This is a genomic window from Mesorhizobium sp. M0140 (assembly GCF_040322475.1).
GTDB lineage: Bacteria > Pseudomonadota > Alphaproteobacteria > Rhizobiales > Rhizobiaceae > Mesorhizobium.
Genome location: NZ_JAMYTM010000016.1, coordinates 26,497 through 44,890 on the forward strand (window position 1 = coordinate 26,497; position 18,394 = coordinate 44,890).

Annotated in this window: 16 protein-coding genes; 12 read left to right on the plus strand and 4 right to left on the minus strand. The window is 63.5% G+C overall.

All coding sequences use genetic code 11. The features are described 5' to 3' along the window. Window positions 1–141: 141 nt before the first annotated feature. From NKJ37_RS17485 to NKJ37_RS17510, 6 genes are all read left to right on the plus strand, one after another. Window positions 142–1,131, plus strand: coding sequence for an arabinose ABC transporter substrate-binding protein (locus NKJ37_RS17485; RefSeq protein ID WP_023811522.1), 990 nt, complete (start codon window positions 142–144; stop codon window positions 1,129–1,131). Window positions 1,132–1,201: 70 nt separating this feature from the next. Next, window positions 1,202–2,713: an L-arabinose ABC transporter ATP-binding protein AraG gene (gene araG, locus NKJ37_RS17490; RefSeq protein ID WP_352439793.1), complete on the plus strand. Its 1,512-nt coding sequence runs from the start codon at window positions 1,202–1,204 to the stop codon at window positions 2,711–2,713. Window positions 2,714–2,723: 10 nt separating this feature from the next. Then, complete coding sequence (araH, locus tag NKJ37_RS17495; protein ID WP_352774473.1) at window positions 2,724–3,674, plus strand: L-arabinose ABC transporter permease AraH; 951 nt, start codon at window positions 2,724–2,726, stop codon at window positions 3,672–3,674. 15 nt (window positions 3,675–3,689) lie between these two features. Further along, entirely contained in the window at window positions 3,690–4,469 is a 780-nt protein-coding gene (locus NKJ37_RS17500; RefSeq protein ID WP_128302811.1) for an SDR family oxidoreductase, read from the plus strand. 14 nt (window positions 4,470–4,483) lie between these two features. Next, window positions 4,484–6,196, plus strand: coding sequence for an L-arabinonate dehydratase (gene araD / locus NKJ37_RS17505; RefSeq protein WP_128302812.1), 1,713 nt, complete (start codon window positions 4,484–4,486; stop codon window positions 6,194–6,196). 7 nt (window positions 6,197–6,203) lie between these two features. Next, a complete protein-coding gene (locus NKJ37_RS17510) occupies window positions 6,204–7,109 on the plus strand; it encodes a dihydrodipicolinate synthase family protein (RefSeq protein ID WP_128302813.1) in 906 nt (301 codons plus the stop codon). A 14-nt stretch (window positions 7,110–7,123) separates the two neighbouring features. Here NKJ37_RS17510 and NKJ37_RS17515 read toward each other — a convergent pair whose 3' ends face one another. The 4 genes from NKJ37_RS17515 to NKJ37_RS17530 all read right to left on the minus strand — a co-directional run bounded on the left by NKJ37_RS17515 (window position 7,124) and on the right by NKJ37_RS17530 (window position 10,705). Then, window positions 7,124–7,870: an SDR family NAD(P)-dependent oxidoreductase gene (locus NKJ37_RS17515; protein ID WP_128302814.1), complete on the minus strand. Its 747-nt coding sequence runs from the start codon at window positions 7,868–7,870 to the stop codon at window positions 7,124–7,126. Between the two features lie 68 nt (window positions 7,871–7,938). Further along, window positions 7,939–9,450, minus strand: coding sequence for a UxaA family hydrolase (locus tag NKJ37_RS17520; RefSeq protein WP_128302815.1), 1,512 nt, complete (start codon window positions 9,448–9,450; stop codon window positions 7,939–7,941). Window positions 9,451–9,681: 231 nt separating this feature from the next. After that, window positions 9,682–10,011, minus strand: coding sequence for an L-rhamnose mutarotase (locus NKJ37_RS17525; protein WP_128302816.1), 330 nt, complete (start codon window positions 10,009–10,011; stop codon window positions 9,682–9,684). A 19-nt stretch (window positions 10,012–10,030) separates the two neighbouring features. Continuing rightward, a complete protein-coding gene (locus NKJ37_RS17530; RefSeq protein ID WP_128302817.1) occupies window positions 10,031–10,705 on the minus strand; it encodes a GntR family transcriptional regulator in 675 nt (224 codons plus the stop codon). Between the two features lie 338 nt (window positions 10,706–11,043). Between NKJ37_RS17530 and NKJ37_RS17535 the strand changes: the two genes are divergently transcribed. The 6 genes from NKJ37_RS17535 to NKJ37_RS17560 all read left to right on the plus strand — a co-directional run bounded on the left by NKJ37_RS17535 (window position 11,044) and on the right by NKJ37_RS17560 (window position 18,354). Continuing rightward, window positions 11,044–12,546 carry a sugar ABC transporter ATP-binding protein gene (locus NKJ37_RS17535; RefSeq protein WP_352774476.1) on the plus strand — a complete coding sequence of 501 codons (1,503 nt, stop codon included), beginning with the start codon at window positions 11,044–11,046 and terminating at the stop codon, window positions 12,544–12,546. Beyond that, window positions 12,543–13,541, plus strand: a complete 999-nt coding sequence (locus NKJ37_RS17540; RefSeq protein ID WP_352439787.1) for an ABC transporter permease — start codon at window positions 12,543–12,545, stop codon at window positions 13,539–13,541. Before NKJ37_RS17535 ends, NKJ37_RS17540 begins: the two co-directional genes overlap by 4 nt. Continuing rightward, window positions 13,541–14,536 (plus strand): ABC transporter permease, encoded by a 996-nt coding sequence (locus tag NKJ37_RS17545; RefSeq protein ID WP_127322263.1) that lies wholly within the window; start codon window positions 13,541–13,543, stop codon window positions 14,534–14,536. The genes NKJ37_RS17540 and NKJ37_RS17545 overlap by 1 nt, the downstream gene beginning before the upstream one ends. Window positions 14,537–14,550: 14 nt before the next feature. Next, a complete protein-coding gene (locus NKJ37_RS17550) occupies window positions 14,551–15,489 on the plus strand; it encodes a sugar ABC transporter substrate-binding protein (protein ID WP_352774478.1) in 939 nt (312 codons plus the stop codon). A 235-nt stretch (window positions 15,490–15,724) separates the two neighbouring features. Further along, window positions 15,725–16,897, plus strand: a complete 1,173-nt coding sequence (gene ssuD / locus NKJ37_RS17555) for an FMNH2-dependent alkanesulfonate monooxygenase (protein WP_352774480.1) — start codon at window positions 15,725–15,727, stop codon at window positions 16,895–16,897. Next, window positions 16,894–18,354 (plus strand): FAD/NAD(P)-binding protein, encoded by a 1,461-nt coding sequence (locus tag NKJ37_RS17560; protein WP_352774482.1) that lies wholly within the window; start codon window positions 16,894–16,896, stop codon window positions 18,352–18,354. The genes ssuD and NKJ37_RS17560 overlap by 4 nt, the downstream gene beginning before the upstream one ends. Window positions 18,355–18,394 lie beyond the last annotated feature (40 nt).

The window sequence follows — 18,394 nt, forward strand, 5'->3', positions numbered from 1 at the left end:
GATGCGGACTGATTGCGCCAGCGATTGCTGGTCAGAGCATGTACATTAATTATCATACCAGATCAATTGACGAGTATGATAAAAACGATTAGACACTCCGGCATCCGGGCTGAGCGCCCGGTCTATCGCTGGGAGGTAATCATGCGACTTTTGAAGACCGCGCTCGTCGCGGGCGCGCTTGCCGTGCTGTCCGTCACGACCATCGCTGCATATGCTCAGGACACCAAGATCGGTTTCATCGTCAAGCAGCCCGAGGAGCCGTGGTTCCAGGACGAATGGAAGTTCGCCGACCAGGCCGCCAAGGAGAAGGGCTTTACCCTGGTCAAGATCGGCGCCGAGGACGGTGAGAAGCTGATGTCGGCGATCGACAATCTCGGCGCCCAGGGCGCCCAGGGCTTCATCGTCTGCACACCGGACGTGAAGCTTGGCCCCGGCATCGTCGCCAAGGCCGCCGCCAACAATCTCAAGCTGATGACTGTCGACGACCGTCTGGTCGGCGCCGACGGCAAGGCGCTGGAAGACGTCCCGCATATGGGCATTTCGGCCACCAAGATCGGCGAAGCCGTCGGCCAGGCGATCGTCGACGAAATGAAGGCGCGCGGCTGGAAAGCCGACGAGGTTGGCGCCATCCGCGTCTCCTACGACCAGCTGCCGACGGCGGTCGATCGCGTCGAAGGTGCCATCTCGGTGCTGAAGGCAAACGGCTTCAAGGCCGAGAACATTTTTGACGCCCCGCAGGCCAAGACCGACACGGAAGCTGCCCTCAATGCGGCGACGGTCGTGCTCAACGCCCATGCCGACATCAAGAAGTGGGTTTCCTTCGGCCTCAACGACGAAGCGGTGCTCGGCGCCGTGCGTGCAGCCGAAAGCGTTGGCATTCCGGCGGACGGCATGATCGGTGTTGGCATTGGCGGCGCGGATTCGGCGATCAACGAGTTTAAGAAGCCGACGGCCACCGGCTTCGTCGGCACCGTGATCATCTCGCCGAAGCGTCATGGCTACGAGACGGCGCTCAACATGTATGACTGGGTTGCCAACAACAAGGAGCCGGAGAAGCTGATCCTGACCTCGGGTGCACTCGCCAAGCGCGACGACTACCAGAAGGTCCGCCAGGGTCTCGGCATCGAATAATCCTCCCTGTACAAACAGGCGGCGGCTCATCCCGCCGCCTGTTTGCCATTCCATAAGAGGATCGCTGCCCGTGTCCTTTCTCGACTTCTCGCACATCACCAAGACCTATCCGGGCGTCAAGGCGCTGTCGGACGTCTCGTTCGGTGTCGACAAAGGCGCCGTGCATGGTTTGATGGGCGAGAACGGCGCCGGCAAATCCACCCTGATCAAGATACTGTCCGGTGACCAGCATGCCGATCAGGGCGAGATCCGCATTGACGGTAGGGTTCAGGCCTATACCTCGACCCGGGATGCCTTCGACAATGGCGTCATTGTCATTCATCAGGAACTGCAACTCGTTCCTGAACTCACCGTTGCCGAAAACCTCAGCCTCGGTCGTTTCCCCGCCAACGCCGGCATCATCGCCGGCCGCCGGATGCTGGACGACGTCGGCGCCAAGCTGAAATCGGCCGGTATCGACATCGACATGCGCCGCAAGGTCAAGACGCTGTCGATCGGCGAACGCCAGATGGTCGAGATCGCCAAGGCGGTCATGCTCGACGCACGCGTTATCGCGCTGGACGAACCGACCTCGTCGCTTTCCTCGCGCGAAAGCGAAATCCTGTTTGCCCTGATCGACCGCCTGCGCGGCGAAGGCAAGGTCATCATCTATGTCTCGCACAGGCTCGACGAAGTGTTCCGGCTCTGCGACAGCCTGACCGTGCTGCGCGACGGCAAGCTCGCGGCGCACCATGCGTCGCTGAAAGGCGTCACCCGCGACCAGGTCGTCGCCGAGATGGTCGGCCGCGAGATTTCGGATATCTGGGGTTTTCGCGCACGAAAAACGGGCGATGTCCGCCTGAAGGTCGACGCTCTCAGCGGCCCCAAACTGAAGACGCCGGCCAGTTTCGAGGCGAGGGCAGGCGAGATCGTCGGCTTCTTCGGCCTGATCGGCGCCGGGCGCTCGGAACTGATGCGGCTGGTCTATGGCGCCGATCCGCGCTCGGGCGGTAGCATCACCGTCGACGGCAAGCTGGTCCGTGCCGCCGATCCGCGTGGCACGATCCGGGCCGGCATCGTGCTGTGCTCGGAGGATCGCAAGCATGACGGCATCATCCAGGGCCGCTCGGTCGAGGAGAACATCAACATCTCGTCGCGGCGCCATCACACGCGCTTCGGCGTGCTCAACCGCGCCAGCGAGATCGCCACCGCCGAAACCTTCATCAAGAAGCTCAAGGTGCGCACGCCGTCGCGCAAGCAGGACATCATCAATCTCTCCGGCGGCAACCAGCAGAAGGTCATCCTTGGCCGCTGGCTGTCCGAACAAGGGGTGCGGGTTCTCATTGTCGACGAACCGACGCGCGGCATCGACGTAGGGGCCAAGTCGGAAATCTACGAATTGCTCTACCAGCTTGCGCAGGACGGCATGGCGATCGTCGTGGTCTCGTCCGAACTGCCGGAAGTGATGGGCATCTGCGACCGTATTCTGGTGATGTGCGGTGGCCGCGTCAGCGCTGAACTCACCCGCGACCAGTTCGCCGAAAGGGCGATCCTGGCCGCCGCTCTCCCCGATCAGAAAACTCCCGACGCGATCGCATCCTGAGGACTTTGGCATGACCGACCAGTTGAAAAAAATCCTGCTCGGCGAACAGGGCCTCGTCGTCATCTTCGTCGTCGCCTTCGCGCTGGTGTCGGCTCTGGTGCCGAACTTCCTTACGGACCGCAACATGCTCGGCCTGCTGCAGTCGGTGGTCACCGTCGGCATCGTCGCCTGCACCATGATGTTCTGCCTCGCCGCGCGCGACTTCGACCTGTCGGTCGGTTCGATCGTCGCCTTTGCCGGCATGGTCGCTGTGATGGCGTCGAATTACACCGGCTCGATCCTGCTTGGCCTGCTGGCGGCAATCGCCTGCGGCGCTTTCGTCGGCTTCATCAACGGCCTCGTCATCGCCAAATTCCGCATCAACGCGCTGATAACGACGCTGGCCACCATGCAGATCGTGCGCGGCCTCGCGCTCATCGCGTCCGACGGCCGCGCCGTCGGCATCAACAGCTCGGATTTCTATCAGCTGGCGCTGTCGAAACTGCTCGGCATACCGACGCCGGTCTGGGTGCTTGCCATCCTGTTTTGCATTTTCGGTTTCGTGCTCAACCGCACCGTCTTCGGCAAGAACACGCTGGCCATCGGCGGCAATCCTGAGGCCTCGCGTCTGGCCGGTGTAAATGTCGACTGGACGCGCATCTGGATCTTTGCGCTGCAGGGCGTCGTCTGCGGTATCGCCGGCATCCTGCTGGCGTCGCGCATCACCTCGGGCCAGCCCAACGCGGCGGTCGGGCTGGAACTCTCGGTCATTTCGGCCTGCGTGCTCGGCGGCGTCTCGCTCGCCGGCGGCCGCGCCACCATGTCGGGCGTCATCGTCGGCGTGCTGATCATGGGCATCGCCGAAAACGCCATGAACCTTCTCAACATCCCGGCCTTCTACCAGTACATCGTACGTGGCGTGATCCTGCTGCTGGCCGTGCTGCTCGACAATCTGCGCTCGTCGGCACTGGGCCGGCGCTAAGCTGGAGGGACAAAAATGGCTGAGCGCCTTTCCGGCAAACGCATCTTCCTGACCGGCGCCGCGCAAGGCATCGGGCTGGCCATCGCCGAGGCCTGCCTTGCCGAAGGTGCAAGACTGTTCCTCGTCGACCGCGACGGCGCACTGCTGGACAAGGCCGTCGCCGGCCTTGCCGCGCCGCACGGCCATGTCGGGCATGCGGCAGCCGACATCAGCGACGGAGCCGCGATTGCCACTGCCGTCGGCCAAGCGACCGACGAAATCGGCCACATCAACGCGCTGATCAACAATGCCGGGGTCAATGTGTTCTCGACGCCGCTCAAGGCGACCGAGGAAGAGTGGAACCGCAATTTCGACGTCAACGTCAAGGGCGCCTGGAATTGCAGCAAGGCTGTGCTGCCGGGCATGATTACAAGCGGCGGCGGCGCCATCCTCAACATCGCCTCGACGCACAGCTTCACCATCATTCCGCACACCTTCCCCTATCCCGTCGCCAAGCACGCGCTGCTCGGCCTGACCAAATCGCTGGCGCTCGAATATGCGGCGCAAGGCGTGCGCGTGAACGCGCTGGCGCCGGGCTATGTCGAGACGCAGAAGGCGATCGACTACTGGAACAGCTTTGCCGATCCGGCCGCAGCACGCGCCAACACCATGGCGCTGCATCCCGGCGGCCGCATCGCCACGGCGCGCGAGATCGCGCGGGCTGCGGTGTTCATGATCTCCGACGAATGCCCGTTCATGAACGCGGCGACGCTCGTCGTCGATGGCGGGCTGAGCCAGCTGCAGCATCCCGCCTGAACGCCGGAAAGACCATGACCAAGAGACGATCGCAGCATTGGTTCGGCGGGCTGGGCAAGGATGCCTTCATCCACCGCAGCTGGATGAAGAACAACGGCCTGCCCGACGATGCCTTCGACGGCCGTCCGGTGATCGGCATCTGCAACACATTCTCCGAATTCACGCCTTGCCACGTGCATTTCCGTGCTCTGATCGAGCACATCAAGGCCGGCGTGCTGGAAGCCGGCGGCCTGCCGCTCGAATTCCCGGTCTTCTCTTGCGGCGAGTCCAATCTGCGGCCGACGGCGATGCTGTTTCGCAACCTCGCCTCGATGGATGTCGAGGAGGCGATCCGCGGCAACCCGATGGACGGCGTCGTGCTGATGGCCGGCTGTGACAAGACCACACCGTCGCTGGTCATGGGCGCGGCCTCCTGCGACCTGCCGTCGATCGCCATCTCCGGCGGGCCGATGCTTAATGGCCGCTTCCAGGGCCACGAAATCGGTTCCGGCACCGATGTGTGGAAATTTTCGGAAGACGTTCGCGCCGGTGTGATGAGCGAGCAGGATTTCGCCAATGCCGAGAGCGCCATGTCGCGCTCGCCCGGTCACTGCATGACCATGGGCACGGCCTCGACCATGGCTTCCATGGTCGAGTCGCTCGGCCTGGCGCTGCCCGGTAACGCTGCCTATCCGGCGGTCGACGCGCGCCGCAGCCGCATCGCCCGCATGACGGGGCGGCGCATCGTCGTGATGGTCAATGAGGATCTGCGCCCGTCGGCTATCCTCACGAGAAAAGCTTTCGCCAACGCCATCCGCGTCAATGGCGCGATCGGCGGCTCCACCAATGCGGTCGTGCATCTCCTGGCCATCGCCGGCCGCGTCGGCACCGAGCTGACCCTGGATGATTGGGATCGATATGGCCGCGACGTGCCGACCATCCTCGACCTGATGCCGTCAGGCCGTTTCCTGATGGAGGATTTCTGCTACGCCGGCGGTATTCCGGCCGTCATGAAAGAGATCGCCGACATGCTCGATCTCGATGCGCTGACCGTCACCGGCAAGAGCGTGCGCGAGAACATCACTGACGCCCAAAACTACAATCCGGAGGTGATCCGCCCGCGCGACAAGGCGCTGACATCGCACGGCGGCATCGCGGTGCTGCGCGGCAATCTGGCGCCCGACGGCGCCATCATCAAACCGTCAGCCGCGTCGCCAGCTCTCATGAAGCATCGCGGCCGCGCCGTCGTCTTCGAGGACATTGACGACTACAAGGCGCGCATCGACGATCCCTTGCTGGACATCGACGAGGGCTCGATCATGGTGCTGAAGAATTGCGGCCCCAAGGGCTATCCGGGAATGGCCGAGGTCGGCAACATGGCGCTGCCTCAGAAGCTGTTGAAGCAAGGCGTCCGCGACATGATCCGTATCTCCGATGCCCGCATGTCGGGCACCGCCTTCGGCACCGTCGTGCTGCATGCCGCACCCGAAGCCGCTGTCGGCGGCCCGCTGGCGCTGGTGAGGAGCGGCGACATGATCGAGCTCGATGTCGAAGCAAGGAAGCTGCATCTCGACGTGTCAGAACAGGAACTCGCAAAGCGGCGGACATCCTGGGCTCCGCCGCAGCCGGCTATGCGCGGCGGCTATCAGGGTCTTTACGTCGACCATGTGCTGCAGGCGGATCGCGGCGCCGACCTCGATTTTCTCGTCGGATGCCGTGGCCACGCCATTCAACGCGAAAGCCATTGAGGTCCGCGTGACAAAATTCAAACCTTATGATTTCCACGGCATTCACGCCATTCTCTACGCGCTCTTTGATGAGAACGAAAAACTCGACCGCGCGGCGATGCGCAGGCAGGTCGAGATCTGCCTGGCGAGCGGCGTGCACGGCATGGCGGCGCTCGGCTTGGCGACGGAAGTCGCCAAGCTGTCCGAGGCCGAGCGCCGGACGATCATGGACTGGACGGCGGAAGACACCGACGGAAAAGTGCCACTCGCTTTCACCATCTTCGGCGCTTCGGTGGCCGAGCAGGTCGCACAGGTTCGCCATGCTGAAAGCGTGGGAGCGGATTGGGTGATCCTGCAGCCGCCGCCGGTTGGGTCCTATGGTGCGCCGGAATACATCAAGTTCTTCGGCCGCGTTGCCGAGGCGACCGATCTGCCGGTGGCGATCCAGAACGCGCCGGCGTTTTTCGGGCGCGGCCTTTCATCAGACGAAATCCGCGACCTCGTCACGCTGTATCCCAACGTTAGGCTGATCAAGGGCGAGGGTCCGGTTACCGACATCGCCGGGCTGATCGAGCGCACCGATGGCCGGATACCGGTTTTCAACGGGCGTGGCGGCCTGGAACTGATCGACAATTTCCGCATCGGTTGCCGCGGCATGATCCTGGCGCCGGATTGCGCCGACTATGCCGTGCGCGCCTATCATGCGTTCCGCGCCGGAGGCGAAGCCACGGCCGAGGCTGAATATGCAAGAATGTTGCCGGCAGCGGTCTTCGTCATGCAAGGCATCGAAAACTTGATCTGCTATGGCAAGCGGCTGTTCGGCGCCCGCGCAGGCATCCCGATACACGCCCGGGCTCCGGCGATGCGGCCCAGCGAGCCTGGCCTCGCGATGGTGGAGCGCTTTGCGATTGGTCTCGGTCGGTTGCCTGGCTGAACGTCAACTGCCTTTCAATAGGTCGTCCGCCCACCCGACAGGTCGAACGTGGAGGCGGTTGTAAAACTGTTCTCCTTGGAGACGAGCCAGGCGACCATGGCAGCGGCCTCATCGACCTCCAACAGGCGGCCGCGCGGAATGCGCGAGCGCATATATTCGATATGCTCCGGCGTCAGTTGTTCAAGGATGCGCGTCTGTGCCGTGGCCGGCGAGATGCAGTTCACGGCGATGTCGTACTGCGCCAGTTCTTTGCCGAGCGACTTGGTCAAGCCGATGACCGCCGCCTTCGAGGCTGAATAGGCGGAGGCGTTGGGGTTGCCCTCCTTGCCGGCGACCGAAGCGATGTTGACGATCCGCCCGTAATTGCGCTCCTTCATCCCGGGAACCACGGCGCGATTGACGTAGAACGTACCGTTGACGTTGACGTCGATGACCTTTTTCCACGTCTCGATGTCGTAGACGTCGAGCGGGACGGCCGGGCCGGCGATTCCGGCGGAATTGACCAGAATGGAAATGTTGCCGGCCAGCTCTTCGGTCCTGGCGCGCGCCGCGTCCACCGACACCCAATCGGCGACGTCCACGATCTCTGTCGTGGCGGCGTTGCCGAGTTCCTTCTTGGCGGTTTCGAGGCGAGCCTCATCGAGATCCCACAAGGTTACCGTCGCGCCGGAGGCGACGAAGCGTCTGGCCATCGCAAAGCCGAGGCCTTGGGCGCCGCCGGTGACCACAGCGTGCTGGCCGTCAAGATCAATCCTGTTCATGTCGAGCGGTTCTTTCCGTTTGAGCTACTTCCGGGATAAAGGCCGGCCTGTGCAGGCGGGCGATATCGCTACATCGTCGCGCCGAGGCTCCATGGCACGAACTCGTTGTCGCCATAGCCGAGCGCTTCCGACCTGGTGCGCCCGCCGGAAGCGACGCGCAGGATCTCGGCGAAGATCTCCTCGCCCTTCTCGGCCAGCGAGACGCCGTCCAGTATGTCTCCGCAATTGATGTCCATGTCCTCGCGCATCTGCTCGAAGATGAAGCTGTTGGAGGCGAGCTTGATCGAGGGCGTCGGCTTGCAGCCGAAGGCCGAACCGCGGCCGGTGGTGAAGCACAATATGTTGGCTCCGCCGGCGACCTGCCCGGTGGCCGAGACCGGATCGTAGCCAGGCGTATCCATGAAGACGAGGCCGCGCTCGTTGATCGGCTCGGCATATTCCAGCACCGCGCGCAGATTGGTGGTGCCGCCCTTGGCGGAGGCGCCGAGCGATTTCTCCAGGATGGTCGTCAGCCCACCCAGCTTGTTGCCGGGCGAAGGGTTGTTGTTCATCTCCATGTCGTGCCTGGCGGTATAATCCTCCCACCAGCGGATGCGCTCGATCAGCTTTTCACCCACCGCGCGGCTCTCGGCGCGCAAGGCGAGAAGATGTTCGGCGCCATAGATCTCGGGCGTCTCCGAGAGCACGGCCGTGCCGCCTTGCCCGACAAGCAGGTCCACCGCAGCACCCAGTGCCGGATTGGCGCTGATGCCGGAATAGCCGTCCGATCCGCCGCATTGCAGCGCAAGCACCAGTTCGGAGGCCGGCTGCGGAGTCCTTTCGGCGGCGTTCACCGTAGGCAGCATGTCGACGATCGCCTTGACGCCGGCCTCGACTGTCTTTCGCGTGCCGCCGGTTTCCTGGATGGTCATCGTGCGGAAAATCGTGCTCTCCTCGATGTTGTACGACTGCATCCAGCGTGGGATCTGGAACGCTTCGCAGCCGAGTCCGACCATCAGCACGCCGCCGACATTGGGGTTGGTGGCAAAGCCCCATTGCGTCCGTTTCAACAGGTCGTAAGCGGGGCCCTTGGTGTCGATGCCGCAGCCAGTGCCGTGGACGAGTGCGATGATGCCGTCGACATTGGGATAGTCGCGCAGGATGCCAGACCGGTTGACCTCGTCGACGATGAACCGGGCGACGCTGGCAGAGCAGTTCACCGAGGTCAGGACGGCAATGAAGTTGCGCGTGCCCACCTTGCCGCTCGGCCGGCGGTAACCCATGAAAGTAGCGCGCTCGGCCTCGGCAACGACCTCGGTTTGCCTGGTATTGGTGCCGAAGACGTAGTCGCGTTCGAAATTGCGCAGATACACATTGTGCTCGTGAACCCAGTCGCCGGCGACGATGGGTTCCCGCGCAAACCCGATGGTCTGGCCGTATTTCACGATCGGCTCGTCCGAGCCGATGTCGCGCAAGGCCATTTTGTGCCCGCGCGGTATGCGTGCCCTGGCCGCCACGTCCCCGGCTTTGTCGCCGATTTTCAACGGATCGACCGCCAGAAGAATGTTGTCGATATCCGACAGCTTGATGAACCGTGCCATGACCCAAACTCTGAAAAAGCTCCCCCCGACAAGGAGCGCCGAGAGGCAAAAGTGATTTGGAATACTAATATAATAGAATGTCAGTGGTCAAGGTGCGGTTGCGAAAGGCTTGGATTGCAGGGGCGTAGTGGCGGATCGGTTAGGTGAGCGTGCAATGAGTGCGCCTTGCGGCGCAGTTTGAGGGCGGCAAACGGCTGGATGAAACAACGGACCGCCGCACGCGGGACACGGTCAATCGAGATGGAAGACCGCTTCCATGGCCGCCCACCATTCGCCGTCGGCGCGCGTCGGCAGTGGCGTCTGCATGGGGTCGCACAGTTCCCACCATTTGCGCATGGCCGGCGACTCGCTCATCCGCGCCGCATCCCTGGCGAAGTCGCTGCCGTGATACTCCCAGCAGGCGAACAGAAGGTTCTCCGGTTCGCGCAGGAAGATCGAATAGTTGCGGATGTCGGCGCGACTGATGACGTCGAGCACTTCCGGCCAGACGGCGGCGTGGACGCGCTTGTAGTCCGCGATCGCCTCGGCTTTCACGCCGATACAAAGTCCCATTCTTTGCATGCCGGTGGCTCGCGGTGTTTCAGTCGAGAAGGTCGGCGGCGACTTCGAGCGTGTTGCGGAACGACGTCTCGAGATGATGTTCCATGGCCCTTGCCGCCCCCTCGGCGTCGTGGCGCTTCAGCGCGTCGAAAATGGCCTCGTGCTGCTCGATCGTCTGTTCGCCATAGCCCGGCTTGGGGATGGCGAGATAGCGGCCGCGATCCATCTGTGCCTTTGAGATGTCGACGGCTCTCCAGATCATCGGCAGGCCGCAGATCTCGGCGATGGTGCGGTGAAAGACATCGTCGAGCTGTATCGCGGTGGCATATCTGCCTCGCGATATGGCGAGGCGGTGCGCCGCCATGTTGTCTTCCAGCAATTCGCTGGCGGCCGGTGTGAACTTGGCGGCCGCGCGTCGGGCGCTCTCCATCTCCAGTGCCCGCCGGATGACATAGGCTTCTTCCAGGTCGGCCCGGCTGATCGGAGCGACATAGGTGCCCGTTTGCGCCAGGATCTTGACCAGACCCTCGTCGCTGATGCGCTTGACCGCTTCGCGAACGGGGGTGCGCGACACACCCAGGGCCTCCGCGATGGCGACCTCGTTGATGACCTCCCCCGGCTTCAACTGCCCGACGACGATCAGGTTGCGGATCTTGTGATAGATCTGATCGCGGAGCGGAAGAGCCCGATTGAGCGTCGAAGGATCCAGGTCCATTGCAAATCCGTGTCTTCGTTCACCAGAAATGGTCAGATTATATTAGAATGTCAATTAGAATGCACCCAATGCAAGGGTGAGGTCGGTTGACACCTGATGTCCATAACGACCGCCGGAATCCAGCTTGCCAGAACTGTTATATTAGTGCAATAGTCATCGTCCGCGGCGAGAAATTCAATCCGCAACCGAGAGCCTGGACTGAGCCGCGTGTTCAAAAGCGCGGACGTTCAAGCCAGTTCGAAGAGGGTCGAATTGCGTTTGAAGCGACTATTATACTAACATATCGACGGCCGATACCAAGGATGATCGGCCACCCGCCAGGAGGAACCTAGCCAGATATGACTGTCGCCGCCGATTGCGCCCTGGACATGCGAGGCATCAGCAAGACGTTCCCGGGCGTGAAGGCTCTGTCCAACGTCAATTTCGCCGTGAAATTCGGCACGGTTCATGCGGTCGTGGGTGAGAACGGCGCCGGCAAATCGACGCTCATGAAAGTGCTCAACGGGTCCTACGCACCCAGCAGCGGCACAATCAGGGTCGGCGGCGCCGAGGTGCGCATGCGCCGGCCCGCCGACGCCCAGGCGCTCGGCATCCGCATGGTGCATCAGGAAATCAATCTGGTCGCCGACCTGAGCGTCGCCGAAAACGTCTATCTCGGCCGCATGCCGGGCAAGTGGATCTTTCTGCGCAAGGGCGAGATGATCCGGGCTGCGACCGCCGTCCTCGATGAGCTCGGAGCGGCCATCAACCCGCGTGAACGGCTCGGCAACCTGTCGATCAGCCAGCAGCAGCTCGTCGAGATCGCCAAGGCCTACGCGGCGCAGCCCAGGATCATCGTCCTGGACGAACCGACATCCAGCCTCAGCGAGCATGAGACGGCGTCGTTGTTCCGGATCCTGCGCAAGATGCGCGATGACGGCATCGCCATCATCTACATCAGCCACCGACTGAAGGAGGTGCTCGAAATCGCCGACGAGGTGACTGTGCTGCGCGACGGCTCAATGATCGAGACGCGTCCGATCGAAGGCATAAATGCCGCTCACATGATCAGGCTGATGGTCGGTCGCGAAGTCAGCAATGTCTTCCCGAAAAGCCCGGCCGAGATCGGCAAGTCGGTGCTGCGCGTCGAACGCATCAGCGACGGCACGCGCTTCCGCAATGTCAGCTTCGATGTACGCGCCGGCGAGATACTGGGCTTGACGGGGCTGGTGGGCGCTGGCCGCACCGAGGTCGCCCGCGCAATCTTCGGCCTGTCGCGGCTTGTCGAGGGCTCGGTCAGCGTCAACGGACGCGAGGTCTCGATCAACTCGCCATCCCAGGCGGTCAGGGCAGGCATTGCCTATGTTCCGGAAGATCGCAAGGGCGACGGCGTCGTGCCTGGAATGTCGATCCGGGAAAACATCAGCCTGCCCATACTGCGCCGCCTGAGCCGTTTCGGGCGCATCAGCCGCAGCGCCGATCACTCGCTTGCCGCGGACTCGGTCAAGCAGTTTTCGATTTCACCGCCCGACGGCGAACGGCGCATCAGCCTTCTGTCGGGCGGTAACCAGCAGAAGGCGGTCATCGCCAAATGGCTTGCCGCCAAACCTTCGGCCTTGATCCTCGACGAGCCGACGCGGGGCGTCGACGTCGGCGCCAAGGCCGAGATCCACCACATCATCGGCCAACTCGTCGCCGGCGGCATGGCGGTCGTGATGATCTCGTCGGAGCTGCCCGAAATCCTCGGCGTCTGCGACCGCGTGGTGGTGATGCGCGATGGCTATGCCTCCGAGCCTCTCCTGCGCAGCGAATTGAGCGAGGAGCGCATCATGGCGCTAGCCACGGGGGAGGAGACGGCGTGACCGAAGCTGCCATGGAGATCGGCGGCGTGAACCGCAACGACCGCTTTACGCGTGGCAGCAGGCTTGTCGATGTCCTGTCGAAGGCGGGGCTGGCCTTCGCTATCCTCGCCGTGATGCTCTACGGCTCCTTCGTCAGCCCCGCCTTCTTCACATCAGGCAATTTGCTCAACGTCCTGACCTCGATGTCCATCGTCGGCATCGTCGTAGTCGGCATGACCTTCGTGCTCGTGGTCGGCGGCCTGGCCGACCTGTCGGTGCCGGCCACCATCGCCTGCGGCGCCATCCTGTCGCTCGGGCTGCAGCCGATGATCGGGCCGCTGCCGGCCTTCGTGCTGGCGGTTGGTCTCGCGGGCCTCATAGGCCTGCTCAACGGGGTCCTGGTCGGATATGTCGGCATCAATCCAATCATTGCCACGCTCGGCATTGGCACGATCGGACTGGGCATCGTCCAGGCGGCTGTCGGCGGGGTCATCGTCTATGGCAGCAATCCCGCCTCCGCCGAACTCGCCAAGGGCCGGCTGTTCGGCATTCCCGTCGTGGTGCTGATCTTCCTGGTCATTGCTCTTGTCGGCCATTTCGTCCTGTCCCGCTCCTTCTGGGGCAGATGGACGCTTGCCACCGGCGGCAATTACAGCGCCGCCGAGGCAAGTGCGGTTCCGGTGCAGGCCGTGAAGGCTGGCGCCTTCGTGATCACAGCACTCGCTTCCGGCATCAGCGGCGGCCTGCTCGGGCTGACGCTGCAGAGCGCGCGGCCGCTCATCGGCGGCGGCTACGAATTCAGTGCCATCACGGCGGTGGTGGTCGGCGGCGTGTCGATCGTCGGCGGCTTCGGATCGGTGCCACGGGCCATTGCCGGCCTCATCTTCGTGCAACTGCTGACCAACGTCATGGTGCTCGACGGTGTGCGCACGCCGATCCAGGGTTTCGTGCTCGGCATCCTGATCGTCGGCGCCGTCGGCATGGATGCGGCGCTGCGCAAGCGGGGCGTGTCGTGATGCGTTTTCTTTCGCTTGTCTCGCAGTATCGCGTCATCGTCATTCTCGGTCTGACGCTGGTCATTTCCGCGCTGGTGGTCCCCGGCTACCTCTCGGCATCGACCCTCGGCCTCGGCCTCGATAGGGCGGCGACAATCGGCCTGATCGCGATCGGCCTGACGGTGCTTTTGATATCGGGCCAGATCGACCTCTCCGGTGGCGCGGTGTTTGCCCTGGCCGGCATCGTATCGGTCATCCTGCAGCGAGAGATCGGCATCCTCCCTGCCGCGATCGTCGGCATCCTGGTCGGTACCCTGGCAGGCGCCGTCAACGGCATGCTGGTCGTCGGCCTGAAGGTGAATTCGCTCGTGCTGACGCTCGCGACGATGCTGATCTTCCGCTCGCTCGCGCACTGGATCACCAACAGCCAGCCGGTGACCGGAACCGACATCATGCTCTCCCTGGCGCTGGCCAAGATCTATCTCGATGTCTTCACCCTCCGCAGCGCGCTGTTCATCGCCCTGATCGTGCTGCTGCATTTCTGGCTGACGCGCACCATACCTGGGCGCAACGTCTTTGCGGTGGGGTCCAACCCGGCGGCTGCCAAGGAAAGCGGTATCGCCTCGGACCGTATCGTCTTTCTCGGCTTTGTCTTTGCCGGCACGCTTGCCGGCCTGGCGGGGGTTCTCCAGAGCCTCGTCACCAACACCGGCTCGCCTGTCTTCGGCTCGGAACTGACGGTCGCCGTCATTGCCGCGGTCGTTGTCGGCGGAACTCGTCTCGAAGGCGGCAGGGGATCCGCGCTCGGCACGCTCGGCGGCGTGCTGACAATCGGCTCGCTGACCATCGCGATGGAGTTCCAGTCCGTTCCCGCATACGTCCAGCAGGTCGTGTCCGGGCTTATCCTGATCCTGCTCGTCGTGCTCGATCGGGCCGTTACCACCAAGGGGAGGGCTCCGGGCACGCGCCCGGCGCTCGTTCGCGACAATCCAATCACTCAAGGAGGAACCACATGATTGGGAGGAAACACATGATTGGCAAGAAAAGCATGCTTCACGTCGCCGCTATGGCGGCTGTGCTGGCATCGACGGGTTGGGCCAGCGCCAAGACGGTCTGCTACGTGACGGCAGCGGATTCGCATGCCTACGCGACGCCGGCCAACAAGGCGCTTCAGGCGCGCGCCGCGGAACTCGGCATCGAGATCCTGAGCCTCAGCCAGGATTTCTACGTCCAGAAAGGCACCGAGCAGCTCAACACCTGCGTTGCGCGCAAGGTCGACGGCATCATCCTGTGGCCGCTCGACCCGCAGGCATACATACCGGGGCTGGCGCGCGCACAGCAGGCGAACATTCCGGCGATCCTCATCAATTCGCCGATGAGCGACGATGCCAAGCCGTTCATCAAGTCGTTCACCGGGCCTGATGTCTACGAGGAAGGCAAGCTGGCGGCGGACTCGCTGAGCAAGGCGCTCGGCGGCAAGGGCTCCGTCGTCATCATCGCCGGCCAGGCCGGCAACGGCACCACGATCGGACGTGTCAGCGGCTTCACCGACCGTCTCAAGGAAACCAATGCCGACATCAAGGTGCTCGACACGGTCAATGCCGACTTCGACCAGCAAAAGGCGCTGGTGGTCAGCCGCGATCTGATCACACGCTTCGGCGACCAGATCAGCGGTGTCTACGCCAATGACGACACGATGGCCCGCGGCTTCATCGACGCATGGAAGGAGGCGAACCCCTCCAAGGCCGCACCGCCGATCGTCGGCATCAACGGCCAGAAAGACGCGTTCGAATCGATCCGCACCAGTGAGATGTACTCGACCATCGTCCAGTCGCCCGTCGAGGATGGCCGCCTGGCGATCAACACGATGGCCGAAATCATCGACGGGAAGCAGGTCAAGGACCGGCTGCCCATTCCGCTGACCGTCGTCACCAAGGACAATGTCAACGCGGTCGAACCCGCGTTCTGATTCAGGAAGGCCGGCCCGGTGCACTCGGGTCGGCCTCACCGCCGACGCGTTGGAGAGAGAAATTCTAATAGCGGCGACAGAATTGGAATAAACTAACTCTACAGAGTTTGTGGAATAAGCAATCTGCACTGGCGATCTGGTTTCCACCCGGACAGGACCACGCCATGCCCACTCTCTTACGCTCGCCTTCGACCAAAGCAGACATATCCAGTCGCCAGGCAGCGGGAGAAAGGCCATGAGCCGGATCGTGCCAGACCGCATCAAGGTGCTCTGGTTTCTGCCGACGCATGGCGACAGCCGCTATCTCGGCACAGCCGAGGGCGGCAGATCGGTCGATCTGCCGTATCTGACGCAAGTGGCGAAGGCGGCCGACACGCTCGGCTACTATGGCGTGCTGTTGCCGACCGGCCGCTCTTGCGAGGATTCCTGGGTGATCGCATCGGCCCTCGTACCGATGACCGAACGCTTGCGTTTCCTTGTCGCCGTGCGGCCCGGTTTGCAGTCGCCGACGCTGGCCGCGCGCATGACTGCGACGCTGGATCGCATCTCCAATGGCCGCCTGCTGATCAACGTCGTCACCGGCGGCGATCCGCTGGAGAACAAGGGCGACGGCATTTTCCTGTCGCATGCCGAACGTTACGAGGTGACGCAGGAATTCCTTCGGATTTACAAGCGGGTGCTGAGCGGCGAGACGGTCGAGCATGAGGGCAAGCATTTCCGCATCGAGGATGGAAGGCTGCTGTTTCCGCCGGTGCAGACGCCCTACCCCCCGCTCTATTTCGGCGGCTCGTCCGACACTGGGTCCGTGGTGGCGGCGCAGGAGATCGACAAATATTTGACCTGGGGAGAGCCGCCAGCCGATGTAGAGCGCAAGCTGGACGGCATGCGTGAACTGGCGCAGAAGGCTGGCCGCAAGCTCTCCTTCGGCATTAGGCTGCATGTCATCGCCCGCGAAACCACCGAGGAGGCCTGGGCCGCTGCCGACAGGCTGATCAGCCGGCTCGACGACGCGACGATCGCCTCGGCGCAGAAGGTCTTTGCCCGCATGGATTCGGTCGGCCAGGCGCGGATGAGCGCATTGCATGGCGGCAATCGCGCCAAGCTCGAGATCGCCCCCAACCTCTGGGCCGGCGTCGGCCTGGTGCGCGGCGGCGCAGGTACCGCACTTGTCGGCGATCCCGACACGATCGCCGAGCGCATCGACGAGTACCGGCGCCTCGGCATCGATACCTTCATCCTTTCCGGCTATCCACATCTCGAAGAAGCCTATCGCTTCGGCGAGCTGGTGCTGCCGAAACTGCCGACCGACCATCCGGTCAAGGCAGCCGGCTCGTCCGTAAACACCGGTCCGTTCGGCGAAACCATCGCCGGCGACCACCGGCCGAAGTCGCTCGCCAGCGCCTCGTGAACTTGCTTCCTGCGTCCTCGCGGTTGCGCGTCGCCATTATTGGCGGCGGCTTTTCCGGTGCGGCGGTGGCGTGGCACCTGGCGCAAATGCCTCGACCGGAGCGCATTTCCATTTCCGTGATCGAGCCGCGACCCTTGATTGGCGGTGGCCTTGCCTATTCCAGCGAGGAACCCTCTCATCGGGTCAATGTTCCCGCGGTCAGGATGAGCATGGCTCCCGACGACCCGCAGCATTTTGCACGCTGGTTGACTGGCAGCGGAGAACTCGAACACGACCCGGATGCGATCTGGATGAACGGCGACGCTTTTCCGCGCCGGCGCGTGTTCGGTCGCTATGTTGCCGAGCATCTCGCGCCGCATCTCAATTCCGGCCTTGTCCATCATGTTGAAGGTTCCGCCACACGCGTGACACGCGATGCCAGTGGCGCGGGCTGGACCGTGCACACCTCTGCCGGACCGGTCGCCTCCGACATCGTCGTTCTAGCAGCAACGCATCCGCAGCCTGCAATTCCAGCCGCGTTGATCCACCTGACGGAAGCGCCGGGTTTCATCGCCGACCCATACGCAGCCGCGGCGCTTGCCGGGATCGGGCCGGACGCCTCGGTGCTGATCGTTGGCTCCGGGCTGACCTCGGCCGACATGGTCGCCGAACTTGACCGTCGTGGCCATCGTGGCCGCATCCTCACGCTGTCGCGCCGCGGCTTACGCTCGCGCGGACACCCCGATGTCAGGGGCGAGCCTTTTGGCGATTTTGCATCCGCGCCGGCGACGACGGCGCTCGGCCTGCTCAGGACCATTCGCGCGACGCTGGCAGCGGCAAGAGCGGCCAATGTCAACTGGCAGTCGGTCTTCGATCAGCTGCGCCTGCAGGGGCCGGTGCTGTGGGCCGCACTTGCCCCGCCGGAGCGGGCAAGGCTGGTCCGCCAGCTGCGCGTGTTCTGGGACGTGCATCGTTTCAGGATCGCCCCGCAGGTCGCCGCCGTGCTCGACCGGCGCCATGCCGCCGGTACAGTCGACACCATTGCCGCCAGGCTTGTTGCGTCGAACGATGAGGACGGCAGCCTGGCTGTCAGCTTTCAACGGCGCGGGCAGACCCGGATCGAGACGGCGCGCTTCGTTGCCGTCATCAACACCACCGGTCCGGCCCATGGGCAGGCGCTGCAGCTGAACCCGGCGCTGAGCTCGCTGGCGCAAACCGGCTTGATCAGGACGGACCAATATGGGCTTGGCATCGAGACAGGTCTCGACAGCCGCGCGATCGGCCGGGACGGTGAGGCGGTCGCGACACTCCTGGTCGCCGGCCCGCTGGCACGAGGGACTTTCGGCGAGCTCATGGGTCTGCCGGAAGTCGCCCGCCATGCCCAGGCGGTCGCGGTTGAAATTGCCAAGCTGCTGGAAACGCTGCCGTCAGCGCAGGCCATCGGCGCCAATGCCGCGCAGGGTCCGGTCATGAGCTGACACCGGCAAACCGGGTTGGCCGAGCAAAATTGGTATTTCC

Bases quoted from the DNA above. Each gene is read 5' to 3' on its own strand.
- NKJ37_RS17520 (WP_128302815.1), bottom strand. From the start codon at position 9,450: ATGGCACGGTTCATCAAGCTGTCGGATATCGACAACATTCTTCTGGCG.
- NKJ37_RS17485 (WP_023811522.1), top strand. From the start codon at position 142: ATGCGACTTTTGAAGACCGCGCTCGTCGCGGGCGCGCTTGCCGTGCTG.
- NKJ37_RS17525 (WP_128302816.1), bottom strand. From the start codon at position 10,011: ATGCAAAGAATGGGACTTTGTATCGGCGTGAAAGCCGAGGCGATCGCG.
- NKJ37_RS17515 (WP_128302814.1), bottom strand. From the start codon at position 7,870: ATGAACAGGATTGATCTTGACGGCCAGCACGCTGTGGTCACCGGCGGC.
- araD (WP_128302812.1), top strand. From the start codon at position 4,484: ATGACCAAGAGACGATCGCAGCATTGGTTCGGCGGGCTGGGCAAGGAT.
- NKJ37_RS17530 (WP_128302817.1), bottom strand. From the start codon at position 10,705: ATGGACCTGGATCCTTCGACGCTCAATCGGGCTCTTCCGCTCCGCGAT.
- NKJ37_RS17545 (WP_127322263.1), top strand. From the start codon at position 13,541: ATGCGTTTTCTTTCGCTTGTCTCGCAGTATCGCGTCATCGTCATTCTC.
- ssuD (WP_352774480.1), top strand. From the start codon at position 15,725: ATGAGCCGGATCGTGCCAGACCGCATCAAGGTGCTCTGGTTTCTGCCG.
- NKJ37_RS17535 (WP_352774476.1), top strand. From the start codon at position 11,044: ATGACTGTCGCCGCCGATTGCGCCCTGGACATGCGAGGCATCAGCAAG.
- NKJ37_RS17500 (WP_128302811.1), top strand. From the start codon at position 3,690: ATGGCTGAGCGCCTTTCCGGCAAACGCATCTTCCTGACCGGCGCCGCG.
- NKJ37_RS17550 (WP_352774478.1), top strand. From the start codon at position 14,551: ATGATTGGCAAGAAAAGCATGCTTCACGTCGCCGCTATGGCGGCTGTG.
- araH (WP_352774473.1), top strand. From the start codon at position 2,724: ATGACCGACCAGTTGAAAAAAATCCTGCTCGGCGAACAGGGCCTCGTC.